The organism is Streptomyces sp. NPDC046977, assembly GCF_040644455.1.
GTDB lineage: Bacteria > Actinomycetota > Actinomycetes > Streptomycetales > Streptomycetaceae > Actinacidiphila.
Genome location: NZ_JBEYWO010000030.1, coordinates 1 through 20,022, shown reverse-complemented (window position 1 = coordinate 20,022; position 20,022 = coordinate 1). Strand labels below are relative to the sequence as shown.

Here is a 20,022-nt window from a genome sequence, read left to right as displayed (position 1 = left end):
CGCCGTACCGGCGTGCCGGTCCCTTTCTACTGCCCTTCCCGCCGGTCCTCCTACTTGTTCTGGCCGGTGGACGTCTTCGGGGGCGGCGTGAGGTGGCGCCAGGACGGGTCGATGCTCGCACGGTAGAGATTGGTCAGGTACAGCGACTGGATGGTCTTCTCGAAGATCTTGAACGGCAGCTGGATCCAGAACTCCGCGAAGCCCTGCCGGTGGAACAGCCGGCTGCCGCCGCCCATCACGAAGATGTTCTTCACCAGGGCGGTGGAGGACGCCGTCGTGAGTGCCGCCAGGGCATTGATGCCACCGTCCAGGAAGGCGTCGGCGCCGTCGAGGTACACCGTCTCGCCGTTGGCGTTGGTGATGCCCCAGACCGCGGCGTTCATGCTGCCGTTGATCCAGCCGGAGACGACGCTGCTGCCGGCGCTGAAGGTGAAGTCGTACATGCCTCCGCGCCAGCGGGTCGGGGTCTCGTTGCCGCCCCACTCGTTGGCCCAGTTCTTGTCGTGGTTGCCGGGCCGGCGGTTCCAGTGCTTGCCGCTGTCGATGTTGGCCCAGCCCGCCTTGTACGAGCCGGCGTCGCGGAAGAACGGGCCGCGGTTCTCGTGGGCCGCGGTGCTCAGGCCGGTCTTGACCGTCGCGCCGACGGCGGCGTTCGCGAAGGCCTTGAGGGCGTCCTTGCCGGTGAACGGCTTGTTCTGGACGGCGGCGACGATCCCGTTGACGATCAGGTTGGCGCCGAACTCCAGGATGAACTCCTGGCCGAACTCCAGGGCCGCCTTGTACGCCACCGTCTGCCAGTACGGCTGGTAGCGGGCCTCGCGCAGCACCGCCGCGCCCGCGCCCGGCCCCTCGGGCAGGGCGGTGCCGGACCACGGCATGCGCTGCGCCTCGCGGACCCGGCGGCCCCAGCCGCGGATCTCGGTCAGCGGGCCGCGGAAGTCGTACTCGTTGCCGACCAGCCGCATCCGGCCGAGTGCGTCGGTCTCGAAGACCAGGCCGTTGTCGGTGCGCTGGGCGACGAGCCGACCGCCCCCGTCGTAGCGGTTCCACTGCCCGCGCCAGGCGTCGGTCTCCAGGAATCCCTGGCCCTCGACCGCGCGCTGGCGGACCACCGCGCCGTGGTCGAACTCCTTCCACACCGAGTGCGCGGTCGCCGCGTTCGTGTCGAACTCGCGCACCCGCAGCGGGCCGCCGGAGTGCACCGGCGTCTCGCGGAGCCTGACGGCGGCGGGCTGCACGCCGTTCTGGCCGGGCGGCGGGACGAGCTCGTCGCGGAAGTGGCGTGCCCCGGTGGTCCACTGGTCCTGCCAGCCGCGCCCGTTCCACCAGGTGCGGATCTGCTGTCCCGCCCCGGGGTTCACCGGCGTGCCGTTCCGCTCGAACTTGGCGGTCAGCCAGCCGTTGCCGCCGGGGGCCGGGTCGCGCCAGGCGTCCACGTAGCGGCCGGAGTCGAGCATGCGGCGCTCGCGGACCAGGTTCCCCTGCCGGTCGAAGTCCCGGTAGGAGTCGTCGAAGGGCATCCGGGCGTCGTGCGAGCCGCGGAAGAACTCCCGCCGTCCCGCGGCGAGTTCGGTGCCCGCGCCGTCCAGTTGCTGCCACGTCCAGCGGACCGAGGCCGCTCCCCCGGTGCCGCGGACGAAGCTGTTCTGGGCGCCGGTCGGGTCCGGGTGCTGCAGTCCGGTCAGGTTGCCGTGCGCGTCACGGCTGACCCATGTGCCGCGGCCCGCGGGGTCGCCGACCGCCGGCGGGTCCGCGTACTCGCGTACGACACCGCCGGGCAGGCCCTCGCGGGCGACCCTGAGCCGGCCGGTCCCGTCGAGGAACTCGTCCCGCCAGACGATGCCGTCCGGCGAGTCCGCCACCCGCACGCGGTAGCCGCTGGTGCCGCCCGCCTCCCACGGGACGTCCCCGTCGCCGGGCACGTGGGCGTCGGCGGGCGGGCGGGCGTTGTCGCCGGCCTTGAGGGTCGTGCCGTCGTGCAGCTTGGTGACCGACCGGGCGAAGGAGCCGTCGGCCGCGAGGTCGACGATGCCGCCGTCGAAGCCGACGTACCGCACGCCCGAACCGGGCGCGGTCGGGGACTCCTTGGCCCAGGTGAACATCTGGTAGGTGCCGTCCCTGAGCACGTGCGCGAACGGCGCCTCCGCACGGCCCGCGCCCGGCATCCACTCGTTGCGGACCCAGGACGGCGGGCGCTGCTCGCGCCAGCGCTCGGTGGTGAGGTGGCCGTCGCCGAACACCTCGCGCTTGCCGGTCTCCTTGCCGTGCGGCGACTGGCGCTCCCAGGTTCCCGGCAGCGTGCCGTCCCGGGTGAGCGTCCATTCCTGGTACTGCCCGGCGTCGTCGGGCAGCCGGCCCATGCCCCACTGCCGCTGGACGACCGCCCCGGCCCGGTTGCGGTCGGTCCAGCCGGAGTCCTGGAAGTCCCGGGTGCGCGGGCCCTGGTCCAGTTCCCTGGCGGCGCCGTCGTAGCGGTGCCAGGTCCAGGTGCCGTCGGCGCCGCGCTCGGCGAGCGTGTGACCGGCCCGGCCGTCGTACTTCTGCAGGCCGTCGCGGTACTCGCGCACCGTCTGCAGGCCGACCTTGTCCCGCCAGCCGGTGCCCGCGGTGTCGTAGTGCCGGGTGCCGGAGCCGGTCGGCCGGCCTCCGTGGTCCCACCGCGCCCAGCTGGTACGGGGGTTGGTGCGGCCGAACTGGATGGTGTCGGTGCGGCGGAACGCGTCGAGCACGTCGCCGCCGGGCAGCAGCCGCCGCTCGAAGACCGGGACCGCCCCCTTCGTCGTGCTCAGCAGGCGCACCCGGCCACCTGCCTCCCCCGCGCGGTCGACGGCGCCGCGGTGGAAGGACCCGCTGCCGACGGGGTTGCCCGCGGCGTCGGTGCGCCGCCAGGTGTGGGCGACGTGGTCCACCTCGTACCGGAAGCCGGTCGCCCGGCCCTTGTCCAGGACGTTGAAGCCCTGCCGGGCGAGCGTGCCGTCACCGGCGACCTCGACGAACTCCCCCTGCCGGGGCGTGCCGCGCAAGGTGAACTCGGCGCGCACGGCGCCGTTCTGCTGCAAGGTGACGTCCCAGTGCGCGAGGCGGTTGCCCGCGCCGTCCTCCAGCCAGCGGGCGGCCTGCGGGGCGGCCGCGGTGGGCGGCTGGGTGACGAGGACACGGCCGCCGGGCTCGCCGGGCAGCGGGGTGCCGTCGGCGGTGCGGACGCCGGTCCCGTTGTAGCGGCCGAAGGAGCCGTCGGCCGCGGTGACCTGGTGGCCGCCGCCGGCCAGCGGGGTCCTGTCCCCCAGGAACCGCCCGGTCGTCCGGTCGAAGACCTCGCGGCCGCCACCGGGCAGCGTGATCTCGAAGTCGCCGTTCGCGCGGTGCGTGAGCGCGCGGCCCGCGTCGGCGGCGAACGCGTCGTCCAGCCATCGGGCCGCGCCGCCCACCGGGCGGTCGACATGGCCGGCAGGGCGGCCGTCACGTCCGGTGAGCCGCAGGCCGTCGCCGGTGACGGCGCCGTCGGGCCCGAAGGTGTCGTATCCCGTGCGGTTCGCGATCCGCAGGCCCTGGTTGCGGGGCAGCGTGGTGACCGCGTCGTCCAGCGCAGTACCGGCCTCGTCGGTGAGCCGGTGGCCGCCCTGTGCGTTCGGCACCGCGACCCGGCCGCTGCGCGTGCCCGTCGCCGGGTCGACGAGGGCCACACCGGTCTCCCCCGGGCGGCCGTCGGCGCCGTAGCGCGTCGTCGCGCCCGTCACGTCGTCCGTCACACGGAAACCCGCGTTGTCCGGCAGGACCGTCAGCCGCTCCCCGCGCAGCGCACCGCCCGCGTCCGTCAGCACCTGCCCGCCCGGGCGATCCGCCACGAACACGTCGCCCCGCGCACCCCGCGCGTCGGCGAGCGCCACACCGGTCTCCACCGGGCGGCCGTCGACGCCGTAGCGCGTCGTCGCGCCCGTCACGTCGTCCGTCACACGGAAACCGGCGTCGTTCGGCAGAACGCTCAGCCGCTCCCCGCGCAGCGCACCGCCCGCGTCCGTCAGCACCTGCCCGCCCGGGCGATCCGCCACGAGCAGGTTGCCCCGCGCACCCCGCGCGTCGGCGAGCGCCACACCGGTCTCCCCCAGCCGGCCGTCGACGCCGTGCGCCGCATAGGCGCCGGTGGCGTCGTCGGTGACCCGGAAGCCGTTGCCGGCGCCGAGATCGGTGACGGTGCCGGGCAGCCGGTTGCCGTGCAGGTCGGTGACGTGGTGGCCGGCGCCCTCGGTCATCAGCACCCGGTCGGCGTCCGCCGGGACGCCGGTGCGGCCGGTCAACTGGAGCCCCTGGTCGACGTGCCCGCCCTGGGCGGTGAAGCGCGTGGTGACCCCGGTTCCGGTGTCGGTGACGCGCACATGGCCGTCGTTCAGGAGGACGGCGTGCGGCGGCTGCCCCCCGGCGGTGGTGACCCGGGGGTTGCCCGGGTGCCCGTCGCCGCCGATGCGCAGTTGGAGCCGCATTCCGTTCGGCTGCAGGTCGGCGCCGCGCAACGGAAGGTCCTCCGCGATCCGGACGCCGGCCTGGTCGTACGTGACGACCGTGTCGGTGGGGGTGTGGCGGACATCGAAGCCGCCGCCCTCCCGGACGGTGACCGTGCGGTCCGGGTCGGGGACGGAGTGCTGGTCCACCACCCGGTGGGTGACGCTGTCGTCCGCCCAGGTGTTCCGCTCGATGGTGAGCCCCTGGGACCCGGCCGGGCCGGGGTCGGACAGCGTGGTCGTGACCGTCGCCACCGGCACGGCCTCCGACGAACCGCCGCCACCGCCCGCGTTGACCACGCCGCGCTCGACGGCGGCCCGCTCGTTGATCGCGTGCATCCGCTGGTCGGCAGTGTGCGGATCCAGGCCCGTGTCCCGCAGGTTGTGGTACGCGGACTGCATCCGCTCCCGGGCCGCCAGCACCTCGCCCCGGGTGTGCGCGTCGACCGCGCTCACGCCCTGGGACGTGCCCGCCTCGCCGCCGCGGAGGTGGTCCTCCGCCTTGCCGAGGTCGGTCCTGGCGGACGTGAGGTCGGAGTAGTGCTCCCGGAACGGCCGCCCCTCCCCGCCGAGCAGGTCATCGACGGCACGGTAGTCGGAGGCCCAGGGCGCGGGGTGCGCGGACTCCTCGGCCCGGGCGACCCAGGTGAGAGCCCCGTCGAGGCGGCCGCGGGTGCTCGCGCGCAGGGTGTCGCCGGACAGCAGCGACCGGGCGCCGCGCGCCAGGTCGCCCGTTCCGCCCTGGTGGACGTCGTCCAGCGCGTGGTAGACGGCCGCCTCGTCCCGGGCCTGGGTCCGCAGGTCCCGGACGCCGGGGGCGCGGTCCGAGCCGGGCCGGACGCGCAGGAACTCGTCGGCCGCCGTGACCACGCGGTCCAGGGCGTCGGCCCGCCGGGCGAAGTCGGTCTCGGGGACGCGCCGGAGGTCGTTCAGCGCCTGGTCCACGGCGTGGATCTGCGACTGGCCGCGGATGCCCGTCCTGGTCGCGGTCCGGTTCCGGAAGACGTCCGGGTCCAGCAGATCCGCGTGCGCGGGCCGCGCGGATCCGGCCCCGGCCCCGGTGTGCACGGTGGGGTCGGACACGCCGGGGCGGCCGGAGTTGCCCTCCGGCCGGACCACGAGTTCGTCGACCAGCGCCGGGCGGGACGGGAATTCGGCCGGCGGCCTCAGGGGAGGCGTCACGTCCGTGCCGCCGCCGAGCGGGCCGGTCTCCTCCAGGTGCCGGGCGGGACCGCCGTCCCGCGGGCCGGCCAGGAGGTCGTCCAGCACGCTGGGGCGGGACAGCACGTCGTCCACCGCCTTCGGCGGCGCGAGTACGTCCGCGGTGTGCGACAGGCCGGAGCCGCTCGCGGGGGCGGGGGCGGGAACCTCGCGGGTGGCCGCGCCGAGCGACGAGGACGCCACCGGGACGTCGGGCGTCGCGGGCGTGGACAGGAACAGCGCGCGGGCGTCCTCACTCAGGCCGATCACCTTGTGGCCGCTGTGCTGGAAGGCATGCTCCAACATCGCCTTGATGGCGTTGTTCACCCTGTTGCGGCCGATGCCGAAGGCCTTCTGGATGCTGGGGCCGTCGAACTTGTCGAAGGTGATGCTTCCGTCGTGTTCGAGCAGGACCCGGATCACCTTGCGCATGTCGTCCGTGGCGGCCGGCAGTACGGCGTTGATCGCGGCATCCGAAACCTGGGGGGACGGCGGCTGGACCGCCGGCTTCCGCAGGCCCATTTTCTCCTCGATCGTGCCCAGCAGCCCGCCTCGTTCATCGAGCAGCCGCTGCGCCAGCTCCTTGCGCGCCCCCTCCGCGGACGTGTGGAAGCGCTGCGTCAGTTCGAGCGACGTCGTGACGTGCTGACGCGCACTCTTCAGGTTGAAGCGCACATTGCGTTCGATGCGCGTGATGCGCGTGGCACGTTCGGTCTCGTCGAGGTCCGGGTGCCGGCGGGTCTTCTCGATGTTGTCCAGACCGCTCTCCGCCTGGCGCAGCCGGTCGGAGGCCAGGTCGAACTGCTTGCCGGAGGCGCGGGCGACCGGATCGACGGTGCCGTCCGGGAAGTAGCGGCCGTCGCCGTCCGCGTTCCAGACCTTCACGGGGGTGGGCCACTCCCCGCGTGCCACGGCGCCCTCGGCGGTGATGGGCAGGCTGCCGCCGAACTTGGCCTCGGGGCGGTACATCCTGGTGACGATCCGGCCCAGTTCGTCCGGCGTGCCCAGCAGCCCGAGGACGTGCTTCTGGAAGTCGCCCCCGATGGAGGCCACTTCACGCATCACGGACAGCGTGATGCCCTCACGGACGTGCTCGCCGTGGAAGACCTCCTGCTCGAAGGAGACCCGGCGTGTGCTGCCGTCCGGATAGGTGTACGTCCACCGGCTACGTGCCCCGGTGCCCGTGGCTCCCGGGTCGAACGCCGCGGTGCGGACCTTGTTCCCGCCGTGTTCCAGGCTCTGCATCGCCGGCCGGTCCAGCGGGTTGAGCTGGTCGTGCAGGGAGACCCAGCCGCCGCGCTCCTCCAGCACCTTGGCGTCGAAGACCAGGGTGGTCGGCCCGTACCGGGTCTGCATCGGGGCGTCCCCGGACTCCATCCGGAAGAACACGAAGTCGTCGTTGCCCAGGTTCGAGGTGTTGTTGAGCGAGCTCTTGCCGGAGGCGTAGAACTTCTGGCCGCGTCGGCCCAGCTCGCCCTGCGACGCCATCTGCCCGCTGTTCTCGATGGCGCGGTAGGCGGGCGTGGCGTGCTTGACGTGGTACGGGACCGCGTCGAGCTGTTTGCCCAGCTCGACGAACTGCGCGCGCAACGGGTCCGGCATCGCGGCCAGGAGGCTGTCGACCTCGCCGCGCAGGTTGCGGACGTTGGTCTCGGAGAGCGTGCGGACGAAGGCCGTCTGCTGCTGCGGGGTCAGCTTCCCGAAGTCCCCGAACACCGAGGTCCACTGACCCTCGGTGCCCGGGAAGACGGCCTTCCACTGGGTGCCGGTCGGCACCGCCTTGAAGGCCTCGTCGGTGCGGTACTGCCGGACCATGTCCGTCAGCGCGCGGGTCCGGTCCACCGCCTCACGCGGAGCGAAGGTGAGCTGGGGGTGCGTGGGATTGCGCACCGTGACGCGCGCACCGGGCGGCGCGGCCTCTGCGGCCTCGTCGACGAGCTTCGCGAAGTGCCGGCCGACGGCCGCCCACGGCGTGTGCGCGTTGCGCAGTCCGTAGACGCCGCCGAAGCCGGCGGCCTCCTTGACGAAGCCCCGCAGTCCGGTGTCGAGGTCGTCCGCGGCCGCGCGCAGCTCCCCGGCCATGATCCGCAACTGACCGGGCGGCACCTGGTGATCGGCCCGCAGGGCGTCGTACAGCCGGACGGCGCGGTTCTCGACCTCGGCGGACTGGTCGGTGATCTCCCGGCCGGTCCAGATCCGCTGCCAGAGCCGCCCGGGTTCCTCGCCCGTCGTGGCGCGCGAGAGTGCGTCGAGCTGCCGGCCGTGGGCCTGGAGCATCTCGGCGTGCTCGATGTCCCCGAGGCCGGCGAATCGCTCGACGAGGTGGTTCACCTCGTCCTGGGCCAGGTAGCGCGCGTCCATCAGGTCCTGCAGGGCGTCGGTCACCGCCTGCCGCGCCAGTGTCTCCTTGCCGCGGAAGTCGGTGACCTTCTTCTCCAGCGCGGTGTCCGTGACGGCGTTGCCGTCCTTCCCCGCCGCCTCCGTCTTCTGCGCGAGCTGCTGCTCGACGCCCTGGAGCTCCTCGACGGCCTTGGTGTGCTTCGCCAGGGTGCCGTCGAGCTGCCCGAGCACGTCCCACGGACGGCCGTCGGTCGTCCAGCGGGTCGCCGTGCCCAGTTCGTCCGTGACGCGCACGACGTCGCCGCGGAACAGCTCGACGCCGTAGTGCTGCCCGCCCGGGCCGGTGACGGTGGCGTCCGTGGCGTGCCCGCGCCCGTTCAGCTCGACGTGCAGACGCGAACCGGTCGGGTTGTACGCGGCGTCCACCAGGGGGAGGTCGTGGGCGATCCGCAGGCCGCTGTCGTTGTACGTGGCGATCGAGTCGCTGGGCGCGTGGCGGACGTCGAAGCCGCCGTCCCGGCGCACGGTGACCGTGTAGTCGGGGTGCGCCGCGAGGTCGTTCCCCAGCACCTGGTGGGTCCGGTCGCCGTTCCCCCAGACGCTCCGCTGGATCAGCAGACCGTTCTCCCCGCTGACGGCGCTGTTGAACAGGGGTGTCTCGTGCGTCGACACCGGCACGTGCCCCCGCGGGACGTTCCCGCCGCTGCCCGCGTTGAGCACGCCGCGCTCGACGGCCGCCTGGTGGTTGAGCTCCTGCATCCGCCCGTCGACGGCGAGCGGGTCGACGCCCGTGTCCTGGAGCTGGTGGAAGGCGTCCGCCTCCCGGCCGCGCGCCGCCAGCACCTCGCCCTGGTGGTGCTGGTCGACCGCGCTGACGTGCTGCGAGGTGCCGGCCTCGGTGCCGTGCAGCCCCTCCTCGGCCTTGCCGAGGTCGGTCCGGGCGGAGGTGAGGTCCGCGTAGTGCTGCCGGGCCGGCCGTCCCTCCCCGCCGAGGAGTTCGTCCACCGCACGGGTGTCGCGGGCCCAGGGGTCGGCGCCGCCGTGCGTACCGGCGGGGGGAGGGGTCGTGGTCGCGTCGTGGGCGACGGCGGGGGGCGTGGGCGCGTCGTGGGCGACGCCCGGGCCCGAGGGTGCCGGCGGGAGGACGTCGGTCGCCGTGCCCGGGGGGAGCAGCCATCCGCGTCCCGTGTCCGTCAGATGCAGCCCGTCGTCCGCGCCCCTGACGAGATCGAGATCCTTCAAGCCCGAGAAGGCCTTGGAGAACTGGTTCTTGCTGAGCCCGAACGCTGCCTGGGTCTCCAGGTCGACCTTGGAGTTCAGCAGCGGCCGGAACCCGTCGGAGTGGGCCAGCACCTTGCCCACCGACACCATGTGGGGGGTGACCTTCACCGGCTTGGGGCTCTTCCCCCCGATCGCCGCCGCCTCCGTCTGCGCCTTCTTGAAGGCCTCCTTCGCCGCGTCGTTCAGCGCGCCCTCCACCCAGGCCGCCGGACGCTGCAGCAGCTCCTCCGCACTCGCGACGGCGGCGCCGGGAGGCTGCACGGGGGGCGCGGCCTGCGGCGGGGAGGCCGGCCGGGACTTGATGTCGTCGAGCAGCTCGATGCGCTCGGCGAGGAGCTTGTCGGCCATCAGCAGGCGGTCACCGGTGGCCGTGCTCTGGAACTTCCTCGTCAGGTCGACCGACTGCTCGGCGTGCATCTCCGCCTTGCGCAGGTTGAACCTGTACGAGTTGTTGTGCCCGGTGTTGACGCCGGTTTCCAGCTGGCGGAGTTTGTCGAGCGCCTCGTCGTGCTGCTTGCCCGCGGCCCGGGCGTACGGGTCGACAGTGCCGTCCGGGAGGTACCGGCCGTCGCCCGCCGGGTTGTGGACGTCCACGAGCCCGGCCCAGCGCCCGGAGACCTCGGACCCCAGGGGCGTGAAGGGGAGGTTGCCGCCGAACTTCGCCTCAGGGCGGAACAGATCGGAGACGACCTTGCCCAGTTCGTCCGGGTTGTCCATGACGCGGAGCGCATGGGCCTTGAAGTCACCGCCGATGGACTGCACTTCGCGCACCACCGACAGCGCGAGCCCTTCCCGCACCTCCGCGCCGTGGAAGACCTCCTGCTCGAAGGAGACCGTACGGGTGGACTTGTCCGGGTACGTGTAGGTCCACTGGGCCCGCTCGCCCGTTCCCCTGAAGCCATCGTCGAAGTCGGCCGCGCGGACCTTCTTCCCCTCGAACTCCAGGTTCTTCATGGTCGGCCGGTCCAGCGGGTTGAGCTGGTCGTGCAGGGAGACCCAGCCGCCTCTCTCCTCCAGCACCTTGGCGTCGAAGATCATGGTGGTGGGCCCGTACCGGGTCTGCATCGGGGCCTTGCCGGACTCCATCCGGAAGAACACGAAGTCGTCGTTGCCCAGGTTGGACGTGTTCTTCACCGAGCTCTTGCCGGACGCGAGGAACTTCAGGCCACGGCGCTCCAGTTCGCCCTGCGACATCATGAAACCGCTGTTGGCCATGGTGTGGTAGGCCGGTGTCGCGTGCTTGACGTGGTGCGGGAGGTTCTCCACCCGGGCGCGGAGATCGCGCAGGGCCTGGGCGTCACCGGCGTCCAGCTTGCCGAGCAGGGCGTCGAACTCCTCCCGCAGCACCCGGATGTTCCGGCCGGAGAGGTTCTTGACGAACTCCCCCTTCTGCGTGGGCGTCAGGTTGTGGGGGAAGTCCCCGATCGCCTGCGCCCACTTCCCCTCGACGTCGGGGAGGACCTTCGTCCACTGATGGCCCGTCGGTACGTCCTTGTACGCGCCCCACACCCGGTACCTGCGGACGAAGTCGACAGCCGGACCCGACAGTCCGCGGGCCGCCTTGCCGACGTCGAACGGCCTGGGCAGGGGCACTGCCTCCCCCGGCCGGGCCGCGGCGAGGGCGTCGTCGACGAGCTTCACGTAGTGGTTCGCTGCGACGACGAGCGCCTTGTTCTCGGCGCGCAGGGCGTACGCGCCGCCGAAGCGGGCGGCGTCCTTGACAAATCCGTCCGTCATCACGCCCAGCCGGCCGGCCGAACCCCTGAGCTCGTCGACGAGGCCCTGGAGCTCCGTGCGGCCCGCCGAGGAGCCGGGCAGCAGTGCGTTCTCGAGGTCGGCGACCCGTACGCGCACCTCGCCTGCCTGCGTCCTGATCTCCGGCCCGGTCCAGACCCCCTGGTCGGGACGGCCGGCGCCCTGCGGGGTGCGGGCGAAGTGGTCGAGCTCGTCGCCGTGCGTGCGGAGCCGGACGGCGTGGTCCACGTAGCCCGAACCGGCGAGCCGGTCGACCAGGCTGTTGAGCTCGACCTGGCTGAGGTTCCGGGAGGCGATGAGGTCGTCCACGGCGCCGTCGAGCACCGCCGTGGCCTGCCGGTCGTTCCGGACGGCGTCGGCCACCTTGATCTGGTTGTCGGACAGCTTCGGGTGGTTGTCCGACAGCTGTGCCAGGTCGTTCTCGGCCTGGCGCAGCTTGCTCGCCGCGCCGGCGTGCCCCTCCAGGGCGTTGTTCAGCGGCGTCAGGTCGACCGGAGTGTGCGCGGCGGGCGCCGCCGGGGGCTGGTGCGAGCCGGAACCGGACGGGCCGCCCGTCGCCAGGTCGTCGCCCGCGGTCGTCGGGTGCATGCCACCCCGCAGCCGCGGGAACTCGTGCCCCAGCACCTGCGCCGTCACATCCTGCGACAACGCCCGCACCGTCAGCCGGTCCGCCACCGTGCCCAGCCGGTCCTGCACCGCATGGAACGCCGTGTCGAACTCCGCCCGGGTCACCGCACCCTGACCGAGCTTCTTCAGCTCCAGGTTCACCGTGTGGAACAGGTCCGTCTCCCGCGACAGCTCGGTGCGCACCGCGGTCGCGGTGTGCGCCTTCTGCCAGGACGCGGGCATGGGCAGCGGGTTGAACAGATCGTTGTTGTGCAGCACCGTGCCGCGCAGGTCGGCGGCGAGGTTGCTGAAGTCCGTACCGCTCCATTGCTTGGTGAACGCCCGGTCGCCGCCGGTGATCTTCACCTCGACCGCGTTCTGCTTCGAGTGGTGGGTGACGGTCACGGTCAGCTCGTCCGCATAGCCGGGTCGGCTGACCACGAACTCCTTGACATCCGGATTCGTGCCCTCGGTCCGGACGATCGCGTCGCCCAGGCCCTCCCAGCGTCGCACCGCGCCCTGCTCGAAGGCCCGGCCGAAGTCCTCGAAGGCCGTCCCCGACGCCAGCCCCTGCCACTCCTCACGGAGCAACTTGGGAAGCTCGCCGGTCGGGATCTGTTCCGCACGGACCGGGATGACGGTGATGCCGTCCGGCTCGACGCGGGGTTCGCCGGTCCGTACCAGCCTGGTCGGGGAGAGCGTCACCTCCGACTGGTCGCTCAGCGCGACCGCGACATCGTCGGACGCCCGCTCGTAGCCCGGCGGGTAGTCCATCGCCAGCTTGCCGTGGTTCGCCGGTACTTCGATCTCGAAGACCACGCGGTTGCTGTTGACGCCGTTCTTCGCCCACTCCGCCTGGAAGCCGCGGTTGTTGGACGTGGAGGCGGGCAGCCGCTCGATGAACACATCGGCACGCGCCGCGTGCGGGTCCATCGCCACACCTCGCCACACCGTCATCGGCTCGTTCGCACCCTCGTGCAGCAAGCCCCTGGTGAGCTGGTTGAACTCCTCGACCTTGCCGATCAGGCCCGGATTCGCGTCCAGGACACCCGCGTTGAGGTAGCCCCCGTAGCCCTTCTTCGACGTGAAGGCACCACCGATCACGTTCTGCATGAACAACTTCAGGTCGTTGTCCACAACGGCCCTGCCCAGATGTACGCGGGCCAGGTCCGCTGCGGCGGTCCAGTTCCCGGCCTCACCCGGCGGCACACTCCCGGGCACCGCCACCGGCGGCCGGCCGGACGTCTCGGTCCTGATGAAAGTACCGGTCACCCGGTCGTAGACCTGATTGCCCAGCGGCGACGCCACATGGACCTCACCGCCGCCGACCAGCTTCGCCGGCCACGCCGAACCGTCGACCGACATGTCCCGCACAGCAGTACCGCTGATGATGACCGGGGAACCGCCGAACGGCCCGCCGGACAGCGGCACCGTCTCATGGGACAGGCCCACGCGCGGCCCGACCCGCTTGTACGTCCAGCTGCGGACGACCGCGCCGCCGCCGTCCAGCTCCCGCGCGGTGAACTGCGCGCCGTCCTGCACCACGTCGAAGCGGTGCCCGCCCGCCACCGGATTCCCCACCAGCTCCGGAGCCTTGCCGCGCTCGGCACGCACGACGAACCCGTCCTGCCCCGGGACACCGACGACCGAACGGTTGTCGACCGGAGGCAGGGGCTCCGGCTGGTGCGAGCCCGAGGGGCCCGCATTCGCCAAGTCGTCGCCCGCCGTCACCGGATGGGCCCCAGCGGGCGGCGGCACCAGGTCGCCGGTCTGCTGCGGCGCGCCGCCGCCGAGCCCGCGTCCGCGGTACGACTGCACCTCGGGGAGCGGAGCGCCTCCCGTCACCTCGGACCAGTGGGCCTCGGCCTGGGTCAGCGCGGCGTCGGCCTGCCGGACCTGCTCCCACGATTCGAGGTACCGGACGCCGTCGACCTCCGCCGAGGTGCCGAGGCCCTCCACGTAGCGCGTCTGCAGGTCGTCGCGGACCATCCGGGCGTTGATCAGGTCGCGGCGCGCGTCCGTGATGGCCGTCGCGGAGTCGATGTGCGACAGCTCGTCCACGGAGCCTCCGCCCGGGCCGCCGTGGGGCGATCCCGTGTGGGGCAGGTCCACGGTGCCGGTCCCGGTGGGCGACGCGGCCTTCCCCTTGCCCGCCACCGCGGGAGGCGCGTCCGGGGCGTCGTGGACCGGCGCGCCCGTCGAGGGCTCGTGCGCACCGGGCCGCGCGTCGAACACGGCGTCCATGAACCCGTCGGTGAACCGGCCCGCGTCGGTGTGCGCGAGCGGCAGGTTCCGCGCCGCGTACAGGTAGGCGTTCTCCAGCTGCGCCGCCGTGATCCGGTGCTCCTCCAGGGCGTGCGGCCCGCCCGACGGGGTCCCGTCGAGGGTGCCGCGGACGGCACCGAGGTCGCCCGGCGCGCCCGGGCCCAGGGGCACCGGCGCGTCCCGGCCCGGCAGCCGGACGGTCAGCGAACGGGCGCCTGTCGTGCCGTCGGTCCCCACGACCAGCCGGATGTCGGCGGAGGGGTCGGCTATCGCGTGCTCCAGGTGCTGACGCACCGGCAGCGTGTCGTCCATGAACCGTCCGACGTCGTTCCCGCCGGCCCCGCGGACGTCATGGCCCGTGCCGCCGGGCAGGCCCGTGTCGGTGCCGTGCGCGAACGGCGGCGAGCCGCCCGCCAGATCGTCCACCGAGTGCCGGAACAGGCCCATGTCCTGCAGCATGTCGTCGATCTCGCCGAACAGGTGCTGCACGTCGGACGGGTACCGCACCAGGGACTCCGGCGTGTGTCCGGCCGAGTCGCCCGCGGCCGACGGGCCGGGGCTCGGCACCGTGTCCGGGGTGCTGCCCACGGAGCCACGCCCGATCCCGGTGAGCGAGTCGCCGGCGGCGGGGGCGGCGACCGAGGGGCCCGGCAGGTCGGCCAGCCCCGGGCGGAGCGTGCCGTACGACTCGCCCAGCTGACGCGACAACTGTCGTCCCGCGTCGTCACCCGAGGTGAGGATGGTGTGGGTGATCATCTTCTCGAACTGGTCGAGGATGAACAGACGTTCCTTCTGCGAGGCCGTCGCGAGGTTGCCGTCGATCAGGGGACGCTGGTGGTCGAAGAGCACGAAGGTCTTCGCCTGGTCGGTGGCGGCCTGGAACCGGCCCTCGTTGTGGAGCCGCCAGTCCTCCACCTCGCCGAAGGCGTTCTGGTACCTGATGGTGTCGTCGGCCGTCAGCTTGGCCACGGGACCCGTGCCGTCCGCCCAGTGCCAGGCGCCGTCGCGGTGCAGCATCGTGTCGACGAGCCGGTACGGCGCCGCCACCCACAGGTCCGCCACGGACTTCCCGAGCGCGGCGGAGACGAACCCCTCCGCGAACCGTACGCAGTTGAAGCGGAACAGGTCGTACACGGAACCGGAGTTGGCCATCGCGTAGCGGTACGCGTCGAACAGCTGCTCCGCGGTGATCCGGTAGGTGCCCAGGACCCGGACGTGCCCGGAGAGAAGGTATTCGGCGTCGTTGACGATGGCACCCGGGCTGCCGAAGAGGTGCCCGTTCTCGGGGTAGAAGCCGATCGTGAGCGGTCGGTGCTCGCCGGGCAGCAGCACGGACACCATCGCGTGGCCGACGTCGTCGGAGAACTCGCGCCAGGTCCGGCCTCCGGGGCTCGCGACGAGCGCCACCTCGATGTTCGCCGCGGGGTGGTCGATGGCCGCTTCCACGTGCTGCCGCAGCGGACGGACCAGGTCCACGAACTCCGAGAAGCCGTCCAGGTCCTCGGTCCCGTGCTCGCTGACCGGGGACCCGGGCAACGAGTCGTCGTCGAAGTCGAAGCGCGAACGCACCGGTGCCCCGGTGTCGTCCAGGACCACGTCGTCGAGCCCGTCGAGCAGGCCGCTCTCCGGCCGCGGAGGCCTCGGCGGGGCGGGCGGCGCGGGGTGCCCGCCGGTACCCGGGGCCGGGGACGCGTCGTGCCCGAGGTCCGTCTCCCGCACGCCGCCCGGGAGCCGCCCGCGTTCCGGGCCGGCGATGTGCACGGCGAGCTGGTCGGCCTGGGCCCGGATGTCGACCTTGGTGAAGCCGGCACCGCGGATGTTCTCCAGCACTTCGCGGGAGGCGCTGACGGTGCCCGGCGTCGTGTCCTCGTGGCCCATCTTGCGCAGCTTGATGTTGACCTCGTGGAACAACTCCGCGTCGTGCGAGTGCACATGGCCGCCGCCGGACACCGACGCGGGTGTCTTCCCGGCGCCCGCGGTGCCGGGTGCCGGTTCGGTGACGCGGGGCGGGGTGCCGTCGGGGGTGTGCGGTCCCCGGCCGGCCGGTCCCGGGCGGACGGGGGTGCCGTGCAGATCGGCGGCCGCGGGGAGCACGGGCTGCTCCCCCTTGCCCGCGGGGGCGCCGGCGAAGGCGTGCCCGGCGTCATCGGTCTTGGCGGGGGCCCCGGCGAAGGCGTGGGTGTCGGCGGGGCGCACGCCCGGCCCGGTCTCGACGAGGTCCAGGGCGGCGGCGCGGGTGCCGTCCACCGGGGGGAGGATGTCGCCGGGCAGGCGCACCGGCGAGGGCGTCGGGCCGTTCGCGGCCGAGGTTCCGGGGACGAGCCGGTCGGGGACGGCACCGGCGCGCGGGGAGCCCGGGGTGTGCACGAGTTCGTCGAGGTGGAGCCGGGTCTGGTTGGCGGTCAGCGCGCTCGCGGCGCGGTCGCCGAACTGGGCCCCGGTGCCTGCCGGTACGGGGCTCTGCGGGGTGTTGCGCCCGCCGGCCGCGAGCAGGTCCAGCGCGGAGCCGCCGGTGCCGTTCGCGCCGTGGTGGGCCTGCCCGATCCCGGTGACCGGTACGTGGCCGCCCGCGGCCGCGCCGCCCGGGGTGATCCCGGCGGTGAGGTCGTGGCCGGCCGCGGTGACCGGCGGCGGTGCCTGGGCGCCGGTGACCGCCGAGTGCAGCATGCCGTTGCCGGCGCCGGGGGTGCCGGGGGTGAGCAGGTTGCCCGCGGCGGCGGTGCCGGGGGGCGGTGCCTGCACGCCGCCGAGCAGGACGTTCCCGGGGCTGTGCGTGCCGCCCGCGGTGCCCGGCAGCAGCGTGTCGAGGTGGCCCACGGCGCCGGGGGGCGGTGCCTGCACCGCGGTGAGCGCGGAGTGCGCGGTGCCCGGGAGGGGCGTGCCGGTCGCGAGGTTGACGCCCTGCACGGCGGGGGCCCCGGCGGAGCCCGGCAGGTAGAGGCCGGAGGAGTGCAGGGAGGGCGCCGAGGAGGCGGCGCTGACGCCGAGCCCGGCGTCGGTGCGGCCGCCGAGCGGGGTGAAGCCGCCGTTGAGCTCGAGGTTGTTCAGGTGGGCCTTGGGGATGTCGACCAGGGCGTCGAGCTGCCGCGAGGCGTGGAAGCCGAGGCCGGACCGCTCGCCGATGGCGCCGACGTTCCCCATGTGGAGCGAGGGGCTGCGCAGCGCGGACGCGAGGTCGACGGGGCCGAGGTTGAGGTCGAAGGGCCGCATGCCGGCGTTGGCGCCGGCCCAGTCGCCGAGCCGGACGTTGCCCAGCTCCACGCGGGGCATGTCGACGAGCGCGTCCAGGCCGTGCGGGCCGCCGTGCGGGATCGGCACCGCGCTGACGCCGTGGCCGACGGCGTTGGCGAGGGGGGCGCCGAAGATGTGCTGGCCCATGAGGCCGCGGTCGACGAAGCCGATGCGCAGGGCGCCGCCCAGGCCGAACTGGCCGATCTCGCCCGCGTCCACGGGGAGCAGCAGCCGCAGCCACTTGCCGCCGCCGAGTTCGCGCACGCCGAAGTCGTAGGTCGCCTTGGCCCCGGTGGTCAGGCCCTCCCAGCCGATGGTCAGGCCGCGGCCGAGGCCCTTCCAGCCGGCGGCGAGGCCGCCGCTGATGATCTCCGGCAGTCCGCGGACGACGCCGGGGATGCCGCGCAGGCCCTGGATGACGGTGATGCCGCCCCGCTGGATGACCATGCCGGCGAGGCCGGGCAGGTTGTGGATGCCCTGCATGACCCACAGGCCGCCGACCCGGATCCAGGTCGTGCTCAGGTGCACGAAGTCGCGCAGGCCCGGCATGATCGTGGTGAAGCGGAAGCCGTTGGTGAAGAGGTTGCGCAGCGCCTGGAAGGCGGTGCTCGCGATCGCCTTGAACCCCTTGGCGAAGGCGGTGCCACCGGCCTTGATGATCTGGAAGATCGGCAGGGCCTTGGTGGTGGGGGCGATGATGCCGAGGCCGGCCAGGAAGAGGTCGAGGAAGTTGGCGTCGCCCTTGGCGAAGTCGACGATGGTCTTGATGAAGAGGGTGAGGTTGACGCCGAGGGCGAGCAGCGCGATGGGGCCACCGAAGATCAGCGCGGGGATGATCAGGATGATCGCGAGCCACTGGAAGGCCTCCCAGAACACCTGGCACTGGGAGATGGGGAGCTGGATGTTGGCGACGCCGTTGATGTTGGAGGCGGCGGTGCCGGCCCCCTCGCCGTGCTCGGTGCCCGCGCCCCTGGCGGTGGTGGCGTACGTCTCGCGCTGCGGGTCGTCGGCGGACAGGCCGCGGCCGGCGTTCAGCGCGCCGTCGGCCCTGGCCTGGAGTTCGACGAGCTTGTCCGCCCAGGTGGTGAGGGCGTCCGCGGCCTTCTCGAAGGACTGGGCGACGTCCTCGATGTGTCCGCGCAGCCGGTTGTCGACCTTGCCGCGCAGGGCGTCGGCGGCCTGGCCGACGAAGACGCTGTCGCCCGCGATGTTCATCACCGCGTCGATGGCCGCGCTGATGTCCCGGGCGTTGTCGCCCATGGTCTTCAGCTCGGTGGACAGCTGCCTGATCTGGTCGGGGTCGCCCGGAGTGGGGTCCCCGGAGAGCCCGATCGCGTCCCAGTCGGTCGGGCGTGCCATGGGTGTTCCTCCCGGAAACGACAGGACGGGGCGGGGGCGGTTCCCTCACCCGGACCACGCACGAGTACGGGGTGCGGTTCACGTGACCTGCGTTACAACAGCGCCGGGTGGTGAACCGTGCGGGCCGGTCGCGCGTGGTCCTGCTGACCGGAGTCTCGACGGGGTACCGGGAGGCCCTCTTGCCCGACAAACTCAAGATCGACTACGACGTCCTCAACGACGCCAAGACCGACCTGGAAAACCTGGCGAGCGGCATCGGTCCGCTCTTCGACACCGGGCTGTTCGCCCAGCTCGGTGGGGGCGACGGCACCTCGGTGCTGGGTGACGCCGGCCTGGCCTCGGCGCTGAGCAGCTTCTACTACAACGCCCAGTCCACGATGACCCGGGCCGACAAGGGCATCAAGGAGCTGGCGGGCGCCTTCGGCTCGGTCGGCGAGGCGTTCTTGTCGTTCGACTCGGAACTGGCCCAGGGCATGGGCATCACGGGCAGCAACCTCGCCCTGCAGAACTATTACCGCGACAAGGACCTGTGGGACTACAAGCAGAAGCACATGGACCAGTGCGTGCCCGGTCCTGACGGCTCGATGCCGGACTTCTGCTCGGCCACGGACCCGGGCCAGCCCCCGCTGGACCAGAACATCAAGACCGAGCGCGGCGAGGTCCACACGCATCTGACGGTGGACGACAAGGGCAACGTGATCAAGGAGGAGTCCACCGTCACCTACGACGGCAAGACGTACACCTCCGTCACCAACTACAGCAACGACGGCCGTAGTTACACGACGGACACCTCCTACCCCGACGGGTCCAAGGTCCATTCGGAGACCAACCTCAACACGGACGGCAGCGGGAGCATGGTCGTCACCAACAGCGACGGTGACAAGACCGAGTACACCCGCGGCCCGAAGGGCACCGACGGAAAGCAGCCGGACTGGGTGCAGGTCGGCGGCAACGACCCGGACGACGGCGATGGTGGCGGCGGCCACCAACCGCCCCCGCGCCCGACCGGCGGCGGCAGCGGCGGCGGAACCCGGCCGAGCATCGCCTGACCGCATCCCCTGCGGCTTCCCCCCACCCCATCCCAGAAAGACAGGACGACATGGCTTACAACGGCATCAACCTCGACTACGCCAAGATCGAGGAGGTCGTGAACCTCCTCCACAACGCGCACGAGAACCTGCTCCCGACCCTGAGCAACCTGCGCAACCAGGTCAACGCGCTCGTCGACGACGGCATGGTGTTCCAGCAGTCCAGTGAGGTCATCCGGACCACCTACAACAACTTCGACACCAGCCTGCTCGCCGCGGTGAAGGGCATCAACGACTTCTCCGAGATGTTCAAGGGCATCAAGGAGAACGCGATCCAGTTCGACCAGGGCATCAGCAGCAGCCTCCAGGGCAACAGCTGACCGTCGCACAGCCGTGACCCGGCGTGCCCACTCTCGTGTCGGCACGGCATCGGCCGCACCGAACGGCACGCCGGGTCACAG

General features: G+C 72.7%; 3 protein-coding genes. 2 read left to right on the top strand and 1 reads right to left on the bottom strand.

Annotation, left to right across the window (positions count from 1 at the left end; genetic code table 11):
- Nucleotides 1-50: 50 nt before the first annotated feature.
- Nucleotides 51-18,533 carry a hypothetical protein gene (locus ABZ883_RS33945; protein WP_360913137.1) on the bottom strand — a complete coding sequence of 6,161 codons (18,483 nt, stop codon included), beginning with the start codon at nt 18,531-18,533 and terminating at the stop codon, nt 51-53.
- Between the two features lie 179 nt (nt 18,534-18,712).
- Between ABZ883_RS33945 and ABZ883_RS33940 the strand changes: the two genes are divergently transcribed.
- Both ABZ883_RS33940 and ABZ883_RS33935 read left to right on the top strand, forming a co-directional pair.
- Complete coding sequence (locus ABZ883_RS33940) at nt 18,713-19,582, top strand: hypothetical protein (protein WP_360913135.1); 870 nt, start codon at nt 18,713-18,715, stop codon at nt 19,580-19,582.
- A 50-nt stretch (nt 19,583-19,632) separates the two neighbouring features.
- Nucleotides 19,633-19,941: a hypothetical protein gene (locus ABZ883_RS33935; protein ID WP_360913134.1), complete on the top strand. Its 309-nt coding sequence runs from the start codon at nt 19,633-19,635 to the stop codon at nt 19,939-19,941.
- The last annotated feature ends 81 nt before the right edge of the window (nt 19,942-20,022 follow it).

Bases quoted from the DNA above. Each gene is read 5' to 3' on its own strand.
- ABZ883_RS33935 (WP_360913134.1), top strand. From the start codon at position 19,633: ATGGCTTACAACGGCATCAACCTCGACTACGCCAAGATCGAGGAGGTC.
- ABZ883_RS33945 (WP_360913137.1), bottom strand. From the start codon at position 18,533: ATGGCACGCCCGACCGACTGGGACGCGATCGGGCTCTCCGGGGACCCC.